The 15,881-nt window shown below is 73.5% G+C and carries 16 protein-coding genes; 15 read left to right on the forward strand and 1 reads right to left on the reverse strand.

All coding sequences use genetic code 11. The features are described 5' to 3' along the window. Window positions 1-41: 41 nt before the first annotated feature. The 3 genes from pafA (at window position 42) to hisF (ending at window position 3,164) form a co-directional block, all read left to right on the forward strand. Window positions 42-1,403, forward strand: a complete 1,362-nt coding sequence (pafA, locus tag J7523_RS07415) for a Pup--protein ligase (protein ID WP_291884291.1) — start codon at window positions 42-44, stop codon at window positions 1,401-1,403. Window positions 1,404-1,536: 133 nt separating this feature from the next. After that, entirely contained in the window at window positions 1,537-2,397 is an 861-nt protein-coding gene (locus tag J7523_RS07420) for an FKBP-type peptidyl-prolyl cis-trans isomerase (RefSeq protein ID WP_291884293.1), read from the forward strand. Next, window positions 2,394-3,164, forward strand: coding sequence for an imidazole glycerol phosphate synthase subunit HisF (gene hisF, locus J7523_RS07425; RefSeq protein ID WP_291884295.1), 771 nt, complete (start codon window positions 2,394-2,396; stop codon window positions 3,162-3,164). Before J7523_RS07420 ends, hisF begins: the two co-directional genes overlap by 4 nt. Window positions 3,165-3,191: 27 nt before the next feature. Here the strand turns inward: hisF and J7523_RS07430 are convergent, their stop codons facing one another. Then, on the reverse strand, window positions 3,192-3,836 hold the full coding sequence (locus J7523_RS07430; protein ID WP_291884297.1) for a TIGR03085 family metal-binding protein: 645 nt from the start codon (window positions 3,834-3,836) through the stop codon (window positions 3,192-3,194). Window positions 3,837-3,999: 163 nt separating this feature from the next. Here J7523_RS07430 and J7523_RS07435 point away from each other — a divergent pair, with 163 nt between their 5' ends. The 12 genes from J7523_RS07435 (at window position 4,000) to lgt (ending at window position 15,754) form a co-directional block, all read left to right on the forward strand. Further along, window positions 4,000-5,802, forward strand: coding sequence for an ABC transporter ATP-binding protein (locus tag J7523_RS07435; protein WP_291884493.1), 1,803 nt, complete (start codon window positions 4,000-4,002; stop codon window positions 5,800-5,802). After that, entirely contained in the window at window positions 5,799-7,604 is a 1,806-nt protein-coding gene (locus J7523_RS07440) for an ABC transporter ATP-binding protein (RefSeq protein ID WP_291884299.1), read from the forward strand. The genes J7523_RS07435 and J7523_RS07440 overlap by 4 nt, the downstream gene beginning before the upstream one ends. A gap of 59 nt (window positions 7,605-7,663) precedes the next feature. Beyond that, on the forward strand, window positions 7,664-8,119 hold the full coding sequence (gene hisI, locus J7523_RS07445; RefSeq protein WP_291884301.1) for a phosphoribosyl-AMP cyclohydrolase: 456 nt from the start codon (window positions 7,664-7,666) through the stop codon (window positions 8,117-8,119). Next, complete coding sequence (locus J7523_RS07450; protein ID WP_291884303.1) at window positions 8,116-9,684, forward strand: anthranilate synthase component I; 1,569 nt, start codon at window positions 8,116-8,118, stop codon at window positions 9,682-9,684. The genes hisI and J7523_RS07450 overlap by 4 nt, the downstream gene beginning before the upstream one ends. Then, window positions 9,681-10,280 (forward strand): Trp biosynthesis-associated membrane protein, encoded by a 600-nt coding sequence (locus tag J7523_RS07455; protein WP_291884305.1) that lies wholly within the window; start codon window positions 9,681-9,683, stop codon window positions 10,278-10,280. The genes J7523_RS07450 and J7523_RS07455 overlap by 4 nt, the downstream gene beginning before the upstream one ends. Before the next feature lie 66 nt (window positions 10,281-10,346). Continuing rightward, window positions 10,347-10,652, forward strand: a complete 306-nt coding sequence (locus J7523_RS07460) for an HGxxPAAW family protein (RefSeq protein WP_291884307.1) — start codon at window positions 10,347-10,349, stop codon at window positions 10,650-10,652. Between the two features lie 127 nt (window positions 10,653-10,779). Continuing rightward, a complete protein-coding gene (locus tag J7523_RS07465; protein ID WP_291884308.1) occupies window positions 10,780-11,298 on the forward strand; it encodes a DUF4190 domain-containing protein in 519 nt (172 codons plus the stop codon). 4 nt (window positions 11,299-11,302) lie between these two features. Then, a complete protein-coding gene (locus tag J7523_RS07470; protein ID WP_291884311.1) occupies window positions 11,303-11,767 on the forward strand; it encodes a DUF2752 domain-containing protein in 465 nt (154 codons plus the stop codon). Window positions 11,768-11,932: 165 nt separating this feature from the next. Further along, window positions 11,933-12,745 carry an indole-3-glycerol phosphate synthase TrpC gene (gene trpC, locus J7523_RS07475; RefSeq protein WP_291884313.1) on the forward strand — a complete coding sequence of 271 codons (813 nt, stop codon included), beginning with the start codon at window positions 11,933-11,935 and terminating at the stop codon, window positions 12,743-12,745. A 23-nt stretch (window positions 12,746-12,768) separates the two neighbouring features. Next, a complete protein-coding gene (gene trpB / locus J7523_RS07480; protein ID WP_291884496.1) occupies window positions 12,769-14,046 on the forward strand; it encodes a tryptophan synthase subunit beta in 1,278 nt (425 codons plus the stop codon). Then, window positions 14,043-14,879 (forward strand): tryptophan synthase subunit alpha, encoded by an 837-nt coding sequence (trpA, locus tag J7523_RS07485; RefSeq protein WP_291884315.1) that lies wholly within the window; start codon window positions 14,043-14,045, stop codon window positions 14,877-14,879. The genes trpB and trpA overlap by 4 nt, the downstream gene beginning before the upstream one ends. Continuing rightward, window positions 14,876-15,754: a prolipoprotein diacylglyceryl transferase gene (gene lgt, locus J7523_RS07490; RefSeq protein ID WP_291884317.1), complete on the forward strand. Its 879-nt coding sequence runs from the start codon at window positions 14,876-14,878 to the stop codon at window positions 15,752-15,754. The genes trpA and lgt overlap by 4 nt, the downstream gene beginning before the upstream one ends. The last annotated feature ends 127 nt before the right edge of the window (window positions 15,755-15,881 follow it).

Here is a 15,881-nt window from a genome sequence, read left to right on the forward strand (position 1 = left end):
CCGGTCGGGCCGGCGAGCAGGGAACGACGAGGGGAGCAGGCATGGACCGACGGATCTTCGGCCTCGAGACCGAGTACGGCGTGACGTGCGCGGCGCAGGACGGGCGCGGGCTGTCGGCCGACGAGGTCGCGCGCTACCTGTTCCGCAAGGTCGTGGCATGGGGTCGCTCGTCGAACGTGTTCCTGCGCAACGGCTCGCGGCTGTACCTGGACGTCGGCTCCCACCCGGAGTACGCGACCGCCGAGTGCGACGACGTGCGGCAGCTCGTCGCCCACGACCGCGCGGGCGAGCGCATCCTCGAGGGTCTCGTGGCCGACGCGCAGCAGCGCCTCGAGCACGAGGGCCTGCCGGGCCGGATCCACCTCTTCAAGAACAACACCGACTCTGCGGGCAACTCCTACGGCTGCCACGAGAACTACCTGGTGCGACGGCAGGGCGACTTCTCGCGCCTGTCCGACGTGCTGGTCCCGTTCCTCATCACGCGGCAGATCCTCACCGGCGCCGGCAAGGTGCTGAGCACGCCCCGGGGTGCCGTGTACTGCCTGTCGCAGCGCGCGGACCACATCTGGGAGGCCGTCTCCAGCGCGACGACGCGGTCCCGGCCGATCATCAACACGCGCGACGAGCCGCACGCGGACGCCGAGCACTACCGCCGCCTGCACGTGATCGTCGGCGACTCGTCGATGTCCGAGACCACGACGATGCTCAAGGTCGGCACGACCGATCTGCTGCTGCGCATGATCGAGGCGGGCATCCCGATCCGGGAGATGGCGCTCGAGAACCCGATCCGGGCCATCCGTGAGATCAGCCACGACATGACGGGCATGCACCCGGTGGTCCTCGCGAACGGGCGCACCGTGACGGCGGTCGATCTGCAGGAGGAGTACCTGGCCCGGGTCACCGACTTCGTGTCCTCGGACGGTGGGCCGACGCCCGAGACGAAGATGGTGCTCGACCTGTGGGAGCGGGGCCTGCGTGCGCTGCGCACCGGGGACCTGTCGCTGGTCGACCGCGAGCTCGACTGGGTCATCAAGTACAAGCTCATCGAGCGCTACCGGGCCAAGCACGGCCTCGAGCTGTCCGACGTCCGGGTGCAGCGGCTCGACCTGGCGTACCACGACATCTCGCGCACCGAGGGTCTGTACAACCTGCTCGCCGCGAAGGGGCTCGTGGAGCGGGTGAGCACCGACCTCGAGATCTTCGAGGCGACCGCGGTGCCGCCGCAGACCACGCGGGCCAAGCTCCGCGGCGACTTCGTCCGGGCCGCGCAGGAGGCCCGGCGCGACTACACGGTCGACTGGGTGCACCTGAAGCTCAACGACCAGGCGCAGCGCACGGTGCTGTGCAAGGACCCGTTCCGGAGCGTCGACGAGCGCGTGGACAGGCTCATCGAGTCGATGTAGGCGCGTCCTCGGCCTCATGGCCCCGGGCCGTACAGTGTGGCGGTGCCTCGGCCGTCCGCGGCCGGAACACCGTCGCGCCCGGACCGGGGCGCGCGCTCCACCAGGAAGGATCACCGTGCGACGACTGCGTGTCATGGCTGCCGCTGCGGTCCTGGCAGTCGTGGCCCTCGCGGGGTGCACGGCCGACGGGACGACGGACCCGCAGGTCACCGTCACGGGCGAGCCGGGTCAGGCCCCGACGGTCACGTACGTGACGCCCCTGTCGGTGTCGAAGACCTACCGCTCGACCGTGTGGCCGGGCACGGGCGCCGAGCTGGTGGAGGGCGGGCCCGTCCTCATCGACTTCTGGCTCGAGAACGCGACCGACGCATCGCTCGTCGACGAGAGCTTCTCGTCCAACCCGACCCCGCGGCTGCTGACCGAGGAGGACCTCGGCACCGACCTGTACAAGACGCTGAAGGGTCAGAAGGTGGGCGCGCGGCTGCTGCAGGTGAGCCCGGGATCGGGGTCCGGTGCGCTGGACTATCCGACGGTCACGGTGCTCGACGTGCTCCCGACCCGCGCCGACGGCGAGCCGGTGCCGCCGCGCGAGGGGCTGCCGGTCGTGACGCTCGGCGACAACGGCGCGCCCTCGATCACGCCGACGGGCACCGACCCGCCGTCCGACCTGGTCGTGCAGGCCCTCATCCGCGGCACGGGCGACCAGGTCGCCGAGGGTGACGTCATCACCGTGCAGTACACGGGCTTCGCCTGGACGACCGGCGAGCCGTTCGACTCGACGTGGCACAGCGGGCTGCCCGTGAGTTTCTCCTTGCAGGACGTGCAGGCCTGGCAGGAGGGTCTGGTGGACCAGCCGGTCGGCAGCCAGGTGATGCTGGTGGTGCCGCCGACGTACGCCCTCGGTGTGACGGACAGCCCTGAGCTCGCGGGGCAGACCGTGGTCTTCGTGATCGACATCCTTGCCACGGGCAGCCCGGACGGAGGCACCAAGTGAGCCTGGCCCTGCGTGTGATCCCCTGCCTCGACGTCGACGCCGGTCGCGTCGTCAAGGGCGTCAACTTCGAGAACCTGCGCGACGCGGGCGACCCGGTGGAGCTCGCCCGTCGGTACGACGCGGAGGGCGCGGACGAGGTGACGTTCCTCGACGTCTCGGCGTCCCTCGCGGGCCGGGACACGACGTTCGACGTGGTGCGCCGGACGGCCGAGGAGGTCTTCGTGCCCCTCACGGTCGGCGGCGGGGTCCGGTCGACGGACGACGTCGACACGCTGCTGCGGGCGGGTGCCGACAAGGTGGGCGTGAACACGGCCGCGATCGCCCGGCCCGAGCTCATCTCGGAGATCGCTCACCGTTTCGGCAGCCAGGTGCTCGTCATCTCGATCGACGCGCGCCGCGTGACGGGTGACGTGCGCACGGAGTCGGGTTACGAGGTCACGACGCACGGCGGCAAGCGGGGGACCGGGCTGGACGCCGTCGCGTGGGCGGCGCGCGCGGCGGAGCTCGGTGCCGGGGAGGTGCTGCTGAACTCGATGGACGCCGACGGCACCGAGGACGGGTTCGACCTGGAGATGCTCCGGGACGTCAGGGGCGCGGTGCACGTGCCGCTCATCGCGAGCGGGGGAGCAGGCACGGTCGAGCACTTCGTCGAGGCAGCCCGCGCGGGCGCCGACGCGGTTCTCGCCGCGAGCGTGTTCCACTTCGGGCAGCTCACGGTGCGTCAGGTGAAGGACGGCCTGCGCGACGCGGGGGTCACCGTCCGCTGACGGCCCGCGGGCCGCACCCGCAGCGCGTCAGACGGGCAGCCGACGCTCGAGCGCCTCGAGGTCGCGGGGCGCCCCCTCGACGGTGACGTCGGCGGCGCGCCCTCGGCCGAACGCGTGCAGCAGCAGCTCGCCGACGTCACCGCGGACGACGACCGTGCCGTGGTCCCCTCGGGCCTTGGCGACGCGGCGACGGACGCCGTCGGGTCGCACGAGCACGATGCCGACGCCCGCACCGCGCAGCCGCACCGGCGCGCTGCGCACGAGCTGCCGCCACAGCGCCTCGGCCAGCTCGGGCTCGAGCGGGCGGGGTGCGACGGGCCCGCTCCCGCGGCGGACGTCCTCGGTGTGCACGAACAGCTCGACGAGGTTCGCCGCGTCCCCGGCCCACGCCATGGGGTGCCAGCCGGGGGGCTGAGCGGCCACCCGGGCGACGAGGTCGCGGTACGCCCCTTCGGTCGCGGCGGAGTCGCCGAGCTCCTGGATCGCCCGCTCGGCACGGTCGGCGAGCGCCGGCACGACGATCCCGGCACCGACCACGGCCGACCCCTCCCGCAGCACCACGTGCGCGGCGAGGTGCCTCGCCTCCCAGCCCTCGCAGAGGGTCGGCGCGTCCGGTGGGACGTCGGAGAGGGCCTGCGCCAGCGCGGCGCGTTCGTGCTGGTGCCAGGTCATCCACGCATGCTCGCACGCGCCCGCCACCCGGGTCGTCGGAACGTTCCATGAGAGGATCCACGGGTCCCCCTCGTCCTCTGGAAGGTCTGGCGTGCGCACGCGAGTCGAGCCGTCGAAGCCGACGGCTCTCACCGGGTCCGCGGTGCGTCGCGCCGTCACCCTCATGGCCCGGGGCATGCGTGCCCATCCGGGCACCTACACCCTCGCGGTGGGTACGTCCGCGGTCTTCGGCGCCGCGACGGTCGGGGTCAGCCGAGTGCTCGGGGCGGTGACGGACCGGGTCGTGGTGCCGGCGCTGGCGGGCGACCCCGAGGCGCGCGGGGACATCTGGCTCGCGGGCCTGGCGCTCGTGCTCGTGGCCGTGACGCTCGCGCTGTCGGTCGCGGGTCGGCGCGTGTTCGCAGGCAAGGGGTTCGCGCTCATCCAGGCCGACCACCGCGCTGCCGTGACCCGCCAGTACCTGCGCCTGCCGATGTCGTGGCACCGGCGGCACCCCACGGGCCAGCTGCTGTCGAACGCGAGCGCGGACGTCGAGGCGGCGACGTCGATCTTCAACCCGCTGCCGTTCGCGCTCGGTGTGGTCGTGATGCTCGCCGTCGCGGCCGTCGCGCTGTTCCGCACGGACGTGTGGCTCGCGCTGTCGGCGCTCGTCGTGATCCCGCTCGCGATCGTCGCGAACGTCGTCTTCCAGCGGCACATGGCGCCTGCCGTCGGGAAGGCGCAGCAGCTGCGTGCGGAGGTCGCCGACGTCGCGCACGAGAGCTTCGAGGCGGCGCTGCTGGTCAAGGCGCTCGGTACGGAGCACCGTGAGGAGGTCCGGTTCTCGGCGCGGGCGGCGCAGCTGCGGGACGCGAACGTGCGAGTCGGCACGGTCCGCGCGATGTTCGACCCGGTGATCGACCTGCTGCCGAGCCTCGGCACCCTGCTCGTGCTGGTCGTCGGCACGGTCCAGGTCACCGAGGGCCGGATCGAGACGGGTGATGTTGTGGCGGCGGCGTACCTCCTGACGCTCCTCGCGGTCCCGGTGCGGGCGTTCGGGTGGGTGCTGGGCGAGGCGCCGCGCGCGCTGGTCGGGTACGACCGGATCTCGCGGGTGCTGGACGCACGCGGCGAGCTGCCCGACGGCACGGTCCCGTGGGAGCCGCAGGGTGCGGGCGCGCGCGTCGAACTGCGCGACGTGCACCTGTCCGTGCCCGGGCCGCGCGGGCCGGTCGAGCTCCTGCACGGCGTCGACCTGGAGGTGGAGCCCGGACGGTCGGTGGCCGTGGTCGGCTCGACGGGTGCGGGCAAGACGACCCTCGTCTCGCTCGTCAGCCGCCTCGCCGACCCGACGACCGGGGCGGTGCTGGTCGACGGCGTCGACCTGCGCGAGATGGCGTCCGCCGACCTCACCCGGCACGTCGCGTTCGTCGCGCAGAGCACGTTCGTGTTCGAGGACACCGTGCGCGGGAACGTCACCCTCGCCGACGTCGGCGACCCGGGGTCCGCGTCCGACGACGAGGTCTGGGAGGCCCTGCGCCTCGCGCACGTCGACGACGTGGTCCGCGGGCTGCCGGGCGGGCTCGACGCGTCGCTCGGCGAGCGCGGCGCGAACCTGTCGGGCGGGCAGCGGCAGCGGCTCGCCCTGGCCCGCGCCCTGGTCCGGCGCCCGCGCGTGCTCGTGCTCGACGACGCGACGTCGGCCGTCGACCCGCGCATCGAGCAGGCCATCCTCACGGGCCTGCGGGGTGCGCAGGGCTCGCCGACCGTCCTGCTCGTCGCGTACCGGATGTCGTCGGTGCTGCTTGCCGACGAGGTGGTGCACGTCGACAGCGGGCGCGTGGTCGACCGCGGCCGCCACGAGGAGCTCCTGGCGCGCGACCCCGGGTACCGCGAGCTCGCCACCGCGTACGAGCAGGAGTCGGCCCGGCGGGCCGCCGACCGGGCCGACGAGGACGCGACCGAGGTCGTCGAGGAGCACGCATGAGCACCGACCACCGGTTCGCCCCGGCCGCCGACCTCGGCGTGCTCGCGACCCTGCGCCGCGGCGTGCAGGTGTCGCCGCAGCTCGTGCAGGGTCTCGGCGTGACGCTGCTCCTCGCCGTCGTCGCGTCGCTCGGCAAGGTGCTCGTGCCGGTCGCCGTGCAGCAGACCGTCGACACCGGGATCCTCGCCGAGGGCGGCCCCGACGTGTCGCGGGTCGCCACGCTCGCCGGCCTCGCCGCGGTGGGCCTGCTGGTGGGCGCGGCGTGCTCGGCGTTCGTCAACGTGCGGCTGTTCCGGTCGAGCGAGGCCGGCCTGTGGACGCTGCGCACGCGCGCGTTCGGGCACGTGCACGACCTGTCGGTCCTCACCCAGAACACCGAGCGTCGCGGGTCGCTCGTCTCGCGCGTCACGTCCGACGTCGACACGATCTCGTTGTTCGTGCAGTGGGGCGGCATCATGCTGCTCGTCTCGGTGCTGCAGATCGGTGTCGCGACCGTCCTCATGGCCGTGTACTCGTGGCAGCTCACGCTGCTCGTGTGGCTCGGGTTCGTGCCGCTCGTGGTGGCGCTGCGCCCGCTGCAGAAGCGCGTCAACGCCCGGTACACCGCGGTCCGGGAGCAGTACGGCGCGATGCTCGGCTCGATCTCCGAGTCGGTCGTCGGGGCGCAGACGATCCGGGCGTACGGTGTCGCGGCCCGCACGCAGCGCCGGGTCGACGCGGCCGTCGCAGCCACGCGGCGCGCGATGATCCGCGCGCAGAACCTCGTGGCGGTCGTGTTCTCGAGCGGTGTGCTCGTCGCCAACCTCGTCCTGGCCGTCGTGGTCGTCGCGGGTACCTACCTCGGGTTGGCCGGCGGCCTGACCGCGGGTCGGCTGCTCGCGTTCCTGTTCCTGGTCCAGATGTTCACGGGTCCCGTCCAGCAGGCGACCGAGATCCTCAACGAGCTGCAGAACGCGACGGCCGGGTGGCGCCGCGTGCTGGGCATCCTGGAGACGCCGGTCTCGGTGGTCGATGCCGGCCGGGACGGCGTGCCGAGCCCGCGCGGTGCCGCGACCGTCGAGCTGCGCCGCGTCGGGTTCGCGTACCCCGACGGTCCGCCCGTCCTGCACGACGTCGACGTGACCGTCCCGGCGGGCACGTCCGTGGCCGTCGTGGGAGCGACCGGCTCGGGCAAGACGACGATCGCCCGGCTCGTCGCCCGTCTCATGGACCCGACGAGCGGCCGTGTGCTGCTCGACGGCGTGGACCTGCGCGACGTGCCGCTCGCCGACCTGCGGCGCCGTGTCGTCCTGGTCCCGCAGGAGGGCTTCCTGTTCGACGGCACCGTCGCGGAGAACGTCGCGTACGGGCTGCGCGGCACCGACGGCGCGATGCCGTCGCCCGACGACCCGCGGGTGGGTGACGCGATCGACGCTCTCGGTCTGCGCCCGTGGGTCGACGAGCTCGCAGGCGGCCTGTCGGCGCCGGTCGGCCAGCGCGGCGAGTCGCTGTCCGCGGGGGAGCGGCAGCTCGTCGCCCTCGCGCGCGCGTACCTGGCGGCCCCCGACCTGCTGCTCCTCGACGAGGCGACGTCGGCCGTCGACCCCGCGACGGAGGTCCGGATCGCCCGTGCGCTCGAGCAGCTCGCCCGGGGCCGCAGCACGCTGACGATCGCGCACCGCCTCTCGACCGCCGAGGCCGCCGACCTGGTCGTCGTCGTCGAGGCAGGGCGGGTCGTCGAGGTCGGCCCGCACGAGGACCTCGTCGCGCGGGGCGGCACCTACGCCGCGATGCACGAGGCGTGGGTCGCGCAGACGCGCTGAGGAGCGCTGATACCTGGACGCCCACCTGGCGGACGAGCGCGCCGTGGCAGGATCGGTCCGTGCCTGAGAACGGTCCCCTCCCCGCCGACGTCCTCGATCCCACGGTCGCCGAGCGCCTGCGCCGCGACGAGCACGGCCTCGTCGCCGCGGTCGTGCAGCAGCACGACTCGCACGAGGTGCTCATGGTCGGCTGGATGGACGACGAGGCCTTGCGGCGCACGCTCACCACGGGCCGCGTCACGTTCTGGAGCCGGTCCCGGCAGGAGTACTGGCGCAAGGGGGACACGTCCGGGCACGCGCAGTACGTCAAGGGCGTGAGCATCGACTGCGACGGCGACGCGCTGCTCGTGCAGGTCGACCAGGTCGGCGCCGCGTGCCACACCGGCGCGCACACGTGCTTCGAGGCGGGCGGACCCCTGCCCGCCGTCGTGGGCCACCGGCCCGAGACCTCCCAGCTCGAGACCTCCCACCTCGAGACCTCCCACCTCGAGACCTCCGAAGGAGGAGCCCGATGAGCGCGCCCAGCGTGACCCCCGGCATCGTCGCTGCGGACGTCCCCTGGGGTACCACCTGGCCGGCCCTCGACACGTTCCGGGGCCTGGCGCGCGAGCGCCGCGTCATCCCCGTCGTCCGGCGCCTGCTGGCGGACGACGTGACGCCCGTGGGCCTGTACCGGTCGCTCGCCGCGGGCCGTCCGGGCACGTTCATCCTCGAGTCCGCGGAGTCCGACGGCACCTGGTCGCGCTGGTCGTTCGTCGGCGTCCGCTCGCGCGCCACGCTCACGGTCCGCGACGGTGCGCCCGTCTGGGTCGGGGACGTGCCCGTGGGGGTGCCCACGGAGGGCGACACGCTCGACGTCCTGGAGCGCACGCTCGACGTGCTGCGGACCCCCGCCGTGCCCGGTCTGCCGCCGCTGACCAGCGGTCTGGTCGGGGCGCTCGGCTGGGACATCGTGCGGCACTGGGAGCCGACGCTCCCGGCCAAGGCGCCCGAGGAGCTCGGCGTGCCCGAGCTCACGCTGCTGCTCGCGACCGACCTCGCCGTCGTCGACCACCAGGACGGGTCCGTGTGGCTCGTCGCGAACGCGATCAACTTCGACGACACGGACGCGCGGGTCGACGAGGCCCATGCCGACGCGGTCGCCCGCCTCGACGCGATGCAGGAGCTCCTGCTGCACCCCGTCGACCCGGACGTGTCCGTGCTCGTCGACGTCGACGAGCCGGAGCTGGCGTTCCGGTCGACGCGCCACGAGTTCGAGCAGCAGGTCCGCATCGGTCAGGAGGCGATCCGCGACGGCGAGGTCTTCCAGGTCGTCATCTCGCAGCGGCTCGACCTCGACTGCCCGGCGGCGCCGCTCGACGTGTACCGCGTGCTGCGCACCATCAACCCGAGCCCGTACATGTATTACCTGCAGTTGCAGGATGCCGACGGCGGCGACTTCGCCGTCGTCGGCTCGAGCCCGGAGACGCTCGTCAAGGTCACCGACGGGCGGGTCGTCACGTTCCCGATCGCCGGCTCGCGGCCGCGCGGTGCGACGCCGGAGGAGGACCGCGCCCTGCAGGACGAGGTGCTCGCCGACCCCAAGGAGCGGGCGGAGCACATCATGCTCGTCGACCTCTCCCGCAACGACCTGGTCAAGGTCTGCGAGCCGACCAGCGTCGAGGTGGTCGAGTTCATGGCGGTCAAGCGGTACTCGCACATCATGCACATCTGCTCGACCGTGGTCGGGCGGCTCCGCGCGGGCGCGACCGCCCTGCAGACGCTCGTCGCGACGTTCCCCGCCGGGACGCTCTCGGGCGCCCCGAAGCCGCGGGCGATCGCCCTCATCGACGAGCTCGAGCCGGCTCGTCGCGGCATCTACGGCGGCACGGTCGGGTACTTCGACTTCGCGGGCGACATGGACATGGCGATCGCGATCCGCACCGCGCTGATCCGCGACGGCCGCGCGAGCGTCCAGGCGGGCGGTGGCATCGTCGCGGACTCGGTGCCTGCTCTCGAGTACGAGGAGTCGCGGAACAAGGCGGCAGCCGCGGTCCGGGCGGTGCAGACGGCGTCCCGGCTGCGCCGGGCAGGGGCATGACGACGGGCGCTGCACCCGCGCCCGTGCCCGCGCCCCGGCGGGGTGCCCGTGGACGCGCCGCGGGCGTCATGGTGCTGCTCGCGGCGGTCACGGTCGTGCCGGCGCTCCCGACGTGGTTGACCACGACCGGGACGACGCCGCTGCGCGGCACGGTGCCTGTGTCGATCGCGGGCTCGCAGGTCGCTCCGGGGATCTTCGCCGCGGGTGTCGCGCTGCTCGCGGCGGCCGCGGCGGTCGCGCTGGTCGGCAGGGCCGGTCGCTGGGTCGTGGCCGTGGTCGTGGCGGGCTGCGGCGTGCTCGTCGCGCTGAGCGCCGGTGCCGTGATCTCCGACCCGCTGGCCGCGGCGACGCCCGTGGTCGCGGACGTCACCGGCGTGGGCCACGTCGCCGGGCCGGTGTCGACCACCGCGTGGCCCTGGGTCGCAGTCGTGGCAGGAGCCGTCGACGTGCTCGCGGCGGTGTGGTTCCTCCGCGCGTCGCAGGCGTGGGGCGGTTCCTCCCGACGGCACGAGGCGGCCGCGGGTCGCGCCGTCGACGGCCCGGACGACGAGCGTTCGGCGTGGGACGCGCTGAGCCGCGGCGACGACCCGTCCTGAGGACGTCGTGTGCAGGTCGCGGTCCGATAGGGTGATGCTCGAATCCCGCACGAAGGGCACCACCTGATGGCCGACCAGTCCCTTGCGCACCGCGCGCAGCACCCCACGCGTACCGAGACGATCCACCTGCCGCCGAGCGCGCCGCCCACCAACCACGGCAAGACGTTCGCCGCGTGGTTCACGACCTACGGGGTCGTCGCGGGCTTCACCATCGCCGGTCTCGCGATGGCGTTCGCCGTCGTCTGGCTGGTCTGGGCCGGTCTCGCCATCTGCGTCGTCACGGTGATCCTCGGGAAGGTGCTCCAGGTCCTCGGGCACGGCCAGGGCGGCGCCGCGACCCTCGCCCGGCAGGCCCGCTCCGGCGGTCACTGACCCCGCCGAGGTCACGCCTCCACGAGGTCGTGCACGGCGCGCTCGTCGTCCAGCAGCTCAGCTCCAGCGCGGCGTCAGCGACGCCGCACGACCCCCGGCTCCCGCCGGGCACCACCGAGGAGGACCGATGTCGACCCCCCAGGACCCGCAGAACCCCTACGACGGCAACACGCCGCAGGAGCCCGCGTCCCCGTACGGCGCACCGACACCGCCGCCGGACCCGTCGGCCTCGCAGTATCCGGCCGCGCCGCAGTACCCGACCTATGGGCAGGAGTCGTCGCAGTACCCGGCGGCGCCGCAGTACCCGGCCGGTCAGTACCCGCAGGCAGGTCAGTACCCGGCTGCCACGCCGTACGGTGCCGGCCAGTACGGGTACGTGTACCCGAAGAACTCGCTCGGCGTGTGGGCGCTCGTGCTCGGCATCCTCGGCCTCGTCGCGTGCGGCCTGTTCGCGGGCATCCCGGCGATCATCGTCGGCAACAACGCGAAGAAGGCGGCCGCGGCGGGCGAGGCGAACAACGGGGGCCTCGGCACGGCCGGCGTGATCATGGGCTGGATCAGCGTCGGCCTGTCGGTCCTGGGGATCATCGCGTGGATCGTCCTGGTGGGCGTGGCGGCGGTCAACGGTGGGACCTCGAGCTACTGAGGCGGTGACGTCCGGCCCGCGGGACGGTGCACCCGGCATCCCCGGGGCGGCGGCCACCCGCGGGCCGCGTCACGAGCTGATCCTGCGAGTCCGGCGCCCGCTGCTCGTCGCAGCGGGCATCGCGGCCGGCACGGTGCTGCTGGCTGTGCGTGACCCGCACGTGCGGGGCAGCTACTCGCTGTGCCCCTTCAACGCCCTGACGGGGCTGGCGTGCCCCGCGTGCGGCTGCCTGCGCGCGACCCACGACCTGGCGCACGGCGACCTTGCGGGCGCGTGGGGGATGAACCCGTTGTGGGTGCTGATGGTGCCCCTGGTGGCGGCGTTGTGGGTGCGCTGGTTCGCCGCGGCGGCCGCGGGGCGACCGACGCGGCCGATCCCCGTCCGGGCGGGCTGGGTCGGTCTGGCGGTGGTCCTGGTGTTCGCCGTGCTGCGCAACGTGCCCGTCCTCGCCCCGTGGCTGGCGCCCTGAGCGTTCGACCGGATCGTCCGGATCCGGGGCGCCCGGTGCGCGGCGGTCCCACGGACCGGCGTGTGGTCGGGGTCACCCGCCGACGGCTCTACGATGGCCGCCGGAGACTCCGTCGCCACCGAGGGCAGCGGGACGGCTCCGCACCGGGGAAGGAGTGAGGCTTCGATGACCGTGCTGGACGACATCGTCGCAGGCGTCAGGGAGGACCTTGCCGTCCGCGAGGCGGCCACGCCGTTGGCGCTCGTGAAGGAGCTCGCCGCGAAGCGGCCGTCCGCGCTGGACGCGGTGGTCCGCCTCAAGGTCGAGGACGCGGTCACGGTGATCGCCGAGGTCAAGCGCTCGAGCCCGAGCAAGGGCTCGCTGGCCCCGATCAAGGACCCCGCTGCGCTGGCCGTCGAGTACGAGAAGGGCGGCGCCGCCGTCATCTCGGTGCTCACGGAGGAGCGCCGGTTCAAGGGCTCGCTCGCGGACCTCGACGCCGTGCGGGCGAAGGTCGACATCCCCGTGCTGCGCAAGGACTTCGTCGTCACGCCGTACCAGGTGTGGGAGGCGCGGGCGCACGGCGCCGACGTGGTGCTGCTCATCGTCGCGGCGCTCGAGCAGACCGTGCTCGAGTCGCTCGTCGAGCGGGTCCACTCGCTCGGCATGACCGCGCTCGTCGAGGTGCACGACACCGAAGAGGTCGCGCGTGCGGTCGACGCCGGCGCGCGGGTGATCGGCGTCAACGCGCGCAACCTGAAGTCGCTCGAGGTGGACCGGACCACGTTCTCGCGGGTCGCGCCCTCGATCCCGTCCGACATCGTGAGGATCGCCGAGTCGGGCGTGCGCGGGCCCCACGACGTCATGGACTACGCGCGCGCCGGTGCGGACGCGGTGCTCGTCGGCGAGGCGCTCGTCACGGACGACGCGCCGCGCAACTCGGTGGCCGACCTGGTCGCCGCGGGCGCCCACCCGTCGCTGCGGGCGGTGCGCCGGTGAGCGGACGGCCCGACGTCCCCGGCATGCGGGACATCCGGTCCGGTGGTGGTCCGCTCGCTGCCCACCTCGGCCCGTACTTCGGGGACTTCGGCGGTCGCTTCGTCCCCGAGGCGCTCATCGCGGCGCTCGACGAGATCGACACGGAGTACCACAAGGCGCTCACGGACCCGGCGTTCGGCAAGGAGCTCGCGCGGCTCCACCGCACGTACACGGGCCGGCCGAGCCCGCTGACGGAGGTGCCGCGGTTCGCGCGCCACGTCGGCGAGGGCGTGCGGGTGTTCCTCAAGCGCGAGGACCTCAACCACACCGGCTCGCACAAGATCAACAACGTGCTCGGCCAGGCGCTGCTCGTGAAGCGCATGGGCAAGACGCGGCTCATCGCCGAGACGGGCGCCGGTCAGCACGGCGTGGCGACGGCGACCGCGGCCGCGCTCATGGACCTCGAGTGCGTCATCTACATGGGCGAGGAGGACACGCGGCGCCAGGCGCTCAACGTCGCCCGGATGGAGCTGCTCGGCGCGACGGTCGTCCCGGTGACGATCGGCACCCGCACGCTCAAGGACGCGATCAACGAGGCGCTGCGCGACTGGGTCGCCAACGTCGAGACGACGCACTACCTCCTCGGCACCGTCACCGGCCCGCACCCGTTCCCGGAGATGGTCCGCGACTTCCACCGCGTCATCGGCGAGGAGGCGCGCGCGCAGCTGCTCGACGAGATCGGCCGCCTGCCCGACGCGGTCGCGGCGTGCGTGGGCGGCGGGTCGAACGCGATGGGCATCTTCAACGCCTTCCTCGACGACCCCGACGTCCGCCTGTTCGGCTTCGAGGCCGGGGGAGAGGGCATCGAGTCCGGCCGCCACTCGGCCCGGTTCCGGGGCGGTGCACCCGGCGTGCTGCACGGCGCCAAGTCGTACCTGCTGCAGGACGAGGACGGCCAGACGCTGCCGAGCCACTCCGTCTCCGCGGGTCTCGACTACCCGAGCGTGGGGCCAGAGCACGCGTGGCTGCACGACATCGGCCGTGCCGACTACCGGCCCGTGACGGACGTCGAGGCGATGGACGCGTTCCGCCTGCTGTGCCGCACCGAGGGCATCATCCCGGCGATCGAGTCGGCGCACGCGCTCGCGGGGGCCATCCAGGTCGGACGGGAGGCGTCGGCGTGGCGCGAGGACGGTCAGGAGCCCGTGCTGCTGGTCAACCTGTCGGGTCGTGGTGACAAGGACGTGGCGACGGCCGCGGCCTGGTTCGGGCTGATCGAGGACGAGCCGGTCGTGCTGGCCGACGAGGGGGAGCAGCTGTGACGGGGAGCGTCGTCGTGCGGTCGCAGGTCGGCGAACGGTTGGACAAGCTACGCGCGGACGAGGGACGTGCCGCGCTCATCGGCTACCTGCCGGTCGGGTTCCCGACCGTGGCGGGCTCGGTCGAGGCCGTCGACACGATGGTCGACGCCGGCGTCGACATCGTCGAGCTCGGCGTCCCGTACACGGACCCGGTCATGGACGGTCCCGTGATCCAGCGGGCCGCCGACATCGCGCTCGCCGGCGGCGCGCGCGTGCGCGACACGATCAGCGCGGTCGAGAAGGTGTCGGGCCGTGGCGCGCCCGTGCTGGTCATGACCTACTGGAACCTCGTCCTGCGCTACGGCGTCGACGCGTTCGCGCGCGATCTCGCTGCCGCCGGGGGCGCCGGGCTCATCACGCCCGACCTCATCCCCGACGAGGGCGCCGACTGGATCGCGGCGTCGGACGCGCACGGTCTCGACCGTGTGTTCCTCGTCGCGCCCAGCTCGACGCCCGAGCGGCTCGCCTCGACGGCGGCCGCGTCCCGCGGCTTCGTCTACGCGGCGTCGACCATGGGCGTCACCGGGGAGCGCGCGACCGTGGGCTCGCGCGCCGAGGAGCTCGTCGCGCACACGCGCGCCGCGGGCGCCGAGCGCGTGTGCGTCGGCCTCGGGGTGTCCCGACCCGAGCAGGCCACCCAGGTCGCCGGGTACGCCGACGGCGTCATCGTCGGCTCCGCGCTCGTGCGGACCCTGCTCGACGCGGAGTCTGCGTCCGCGGGTCTCGACTCGCTCGCCCGGCTGACCGCCGACCTCGCCGCGGGCGTGGCGTCGGCCGCCCGGGTCGCCCCGTGAGCGGCCTCGCGACCTCGATCCCGAGCCCGTCGCAGGGCGTGTGGCACCTCGGGCCGTTCCCTGTGCGGGCGTACGCGTTCGCGATCCTGATCGGCATCGTCGTCGCGCTGTGGATGACGCGGCGGCGGTGGGTCGAACGAGGTGGGGACGCCGACACGGTCCTCGAGATCTCGTTCTGGGCCGTCCCGTTCGGGATCCTCGGCGGGCGGCTGTACCACGTCATCACCTCGCCCGACGCGTACTTCGGCGAGGGCGGCGAGCCGTGGCGCGCGCTCGCCATCTGGGAGGGCGGCCTCGGCATCTGGGGTGCCGTCGCGCTCGGCGCGGTCGGTGCGTGGATCGGGTGCCGTCGCAACGGGGTCCGGCTCGCACCGTTCGCCGACGCGCTCGCCCCGGGCCTGCTCGTCGCACAGGCGATCGGCCGGCTCGGCAACTGGTTCAACCAGGAGCTGTTCGGCGGCCCGACGAGCCTGCCGTGGGGCCTCCAGATCGACGACGCGCACCTGCCGCCGGGCTACGAGTCCGGCACGCTGTTCCACCCGACGTTCCTCTACGAGATCGTCTGGAACCTCGCGGGCGCCGCCCTGCTCCTCTGGCTGGACCGGCGCTACCGGCTCGGGCACGGCCGCGTGTTCTGGCTCTACGTGGTCGTCTACACGACCGGACGGCTCTGGATCGAGCTGCTCCGGATCGACACGGCGCACCACATCCTGGGGCTGCGCCTCAACGTCTGGACGTCCATCATCGTGGGCCTCGGCGCGCTGGTAGCGTTCGTCGTGGTCGGGCGCCGGCATCCTGGGCGCGACACGACACTCCTGCGAGAACCCCCACAGGCGCAGGACGACGAGGAGAGCACGTCGGAGCCCGCTCGCTGACCGCGAGCGACCGAGCGAGCCATCTCAACACGAGCGGCGATGCAGCCACGGATGTTTCCGGGTTGTATCGTCGCCCACACGTCTGGGCCGACGACGTCCCGCGTTCCCCATGTTCGTGCTATGCCCC

Source organism: Cellulomonas sp., from assembly GCF_017744555.1.
Lineage (GTDB): Bacteria > Actinomycetota > Actinomycetes > Actinomycetales > Cellulomonadaceae > Cellulomonas.

Coding starts and splice junctions, on each gene's coding strand:
- pafA (WP_291884291.1), top strand. CDS start 42: ATGGACCGACGGATCTTCGGCCTCGAGACCGAGTACGGCGTGACGTGC.
- J7523_RS07420 (WP_291884293.1), top strand. CDS start 1,537: ATGGCTGCCGCTGCGGTCCTGGCAGTCGTGGCCCTCGCGGGGTGCACG.
- J7523_RS07430 (WP_291884297.1), bottom strand. CDS start 3,836: ATGACCTGGCACCAGCACGAACGCGCCGCGCTGGCGCAGGCCCTCTCC.
- J7523_RS07435 (WP_291884493.1), top strand. CDS start 4,000: ATGGCCCGGGGCATGCGTGCCCATCCGGGCACCTACACCCTCGCGGTG.
- J7523_RS07440 (WP_291884299.1), top strand. CDS start 5,799: ATGAGCACCGACCACCGGTTCGCCCCGGCCGCCGACCTCGGCGTGCTC.
- J7523_RS07450 (WP_291884303.1), top strand. CDS start 8,116: ATGAGCGCGCCCAGCGTGACCCCCGGCATCGTCGCTGCGGACGTCCCC.
- J7523_RS07455 (WP_291884305.1), top strand. CDS start 9,681: ATGACGACGGGCGCTGCACCCGCGCCCGTGCCCGCGCCCCGGCGGGGT.
- J7523_RS07460 (WP_291884307.1), top strand. CDS start 10,347: ATGGCCGACCAGTCCCTTGCGCACCGCGCGCAGCACCCCACGCGTACC.
- J7523_RS07465 (WP_291884308.1), top strand. CDS start 10,780: ATGTCGACCCCCCAGGACCCGCAGAACCCCTACGACGGCAACACGCCG.
- trpC (WP_291884313.1), top strand. CDS start 11,933: ATGACCGTGCTGGACGACATCGTCGCAGGCGTCAGGGAGGACCTTGCC.
- trpB (WP_291884496.1), top strand. CDS start 12,769: ATGCGGGACATCCGGTCCGGTGGTGGTCCGCTCGCTGCCCACCTCGGC.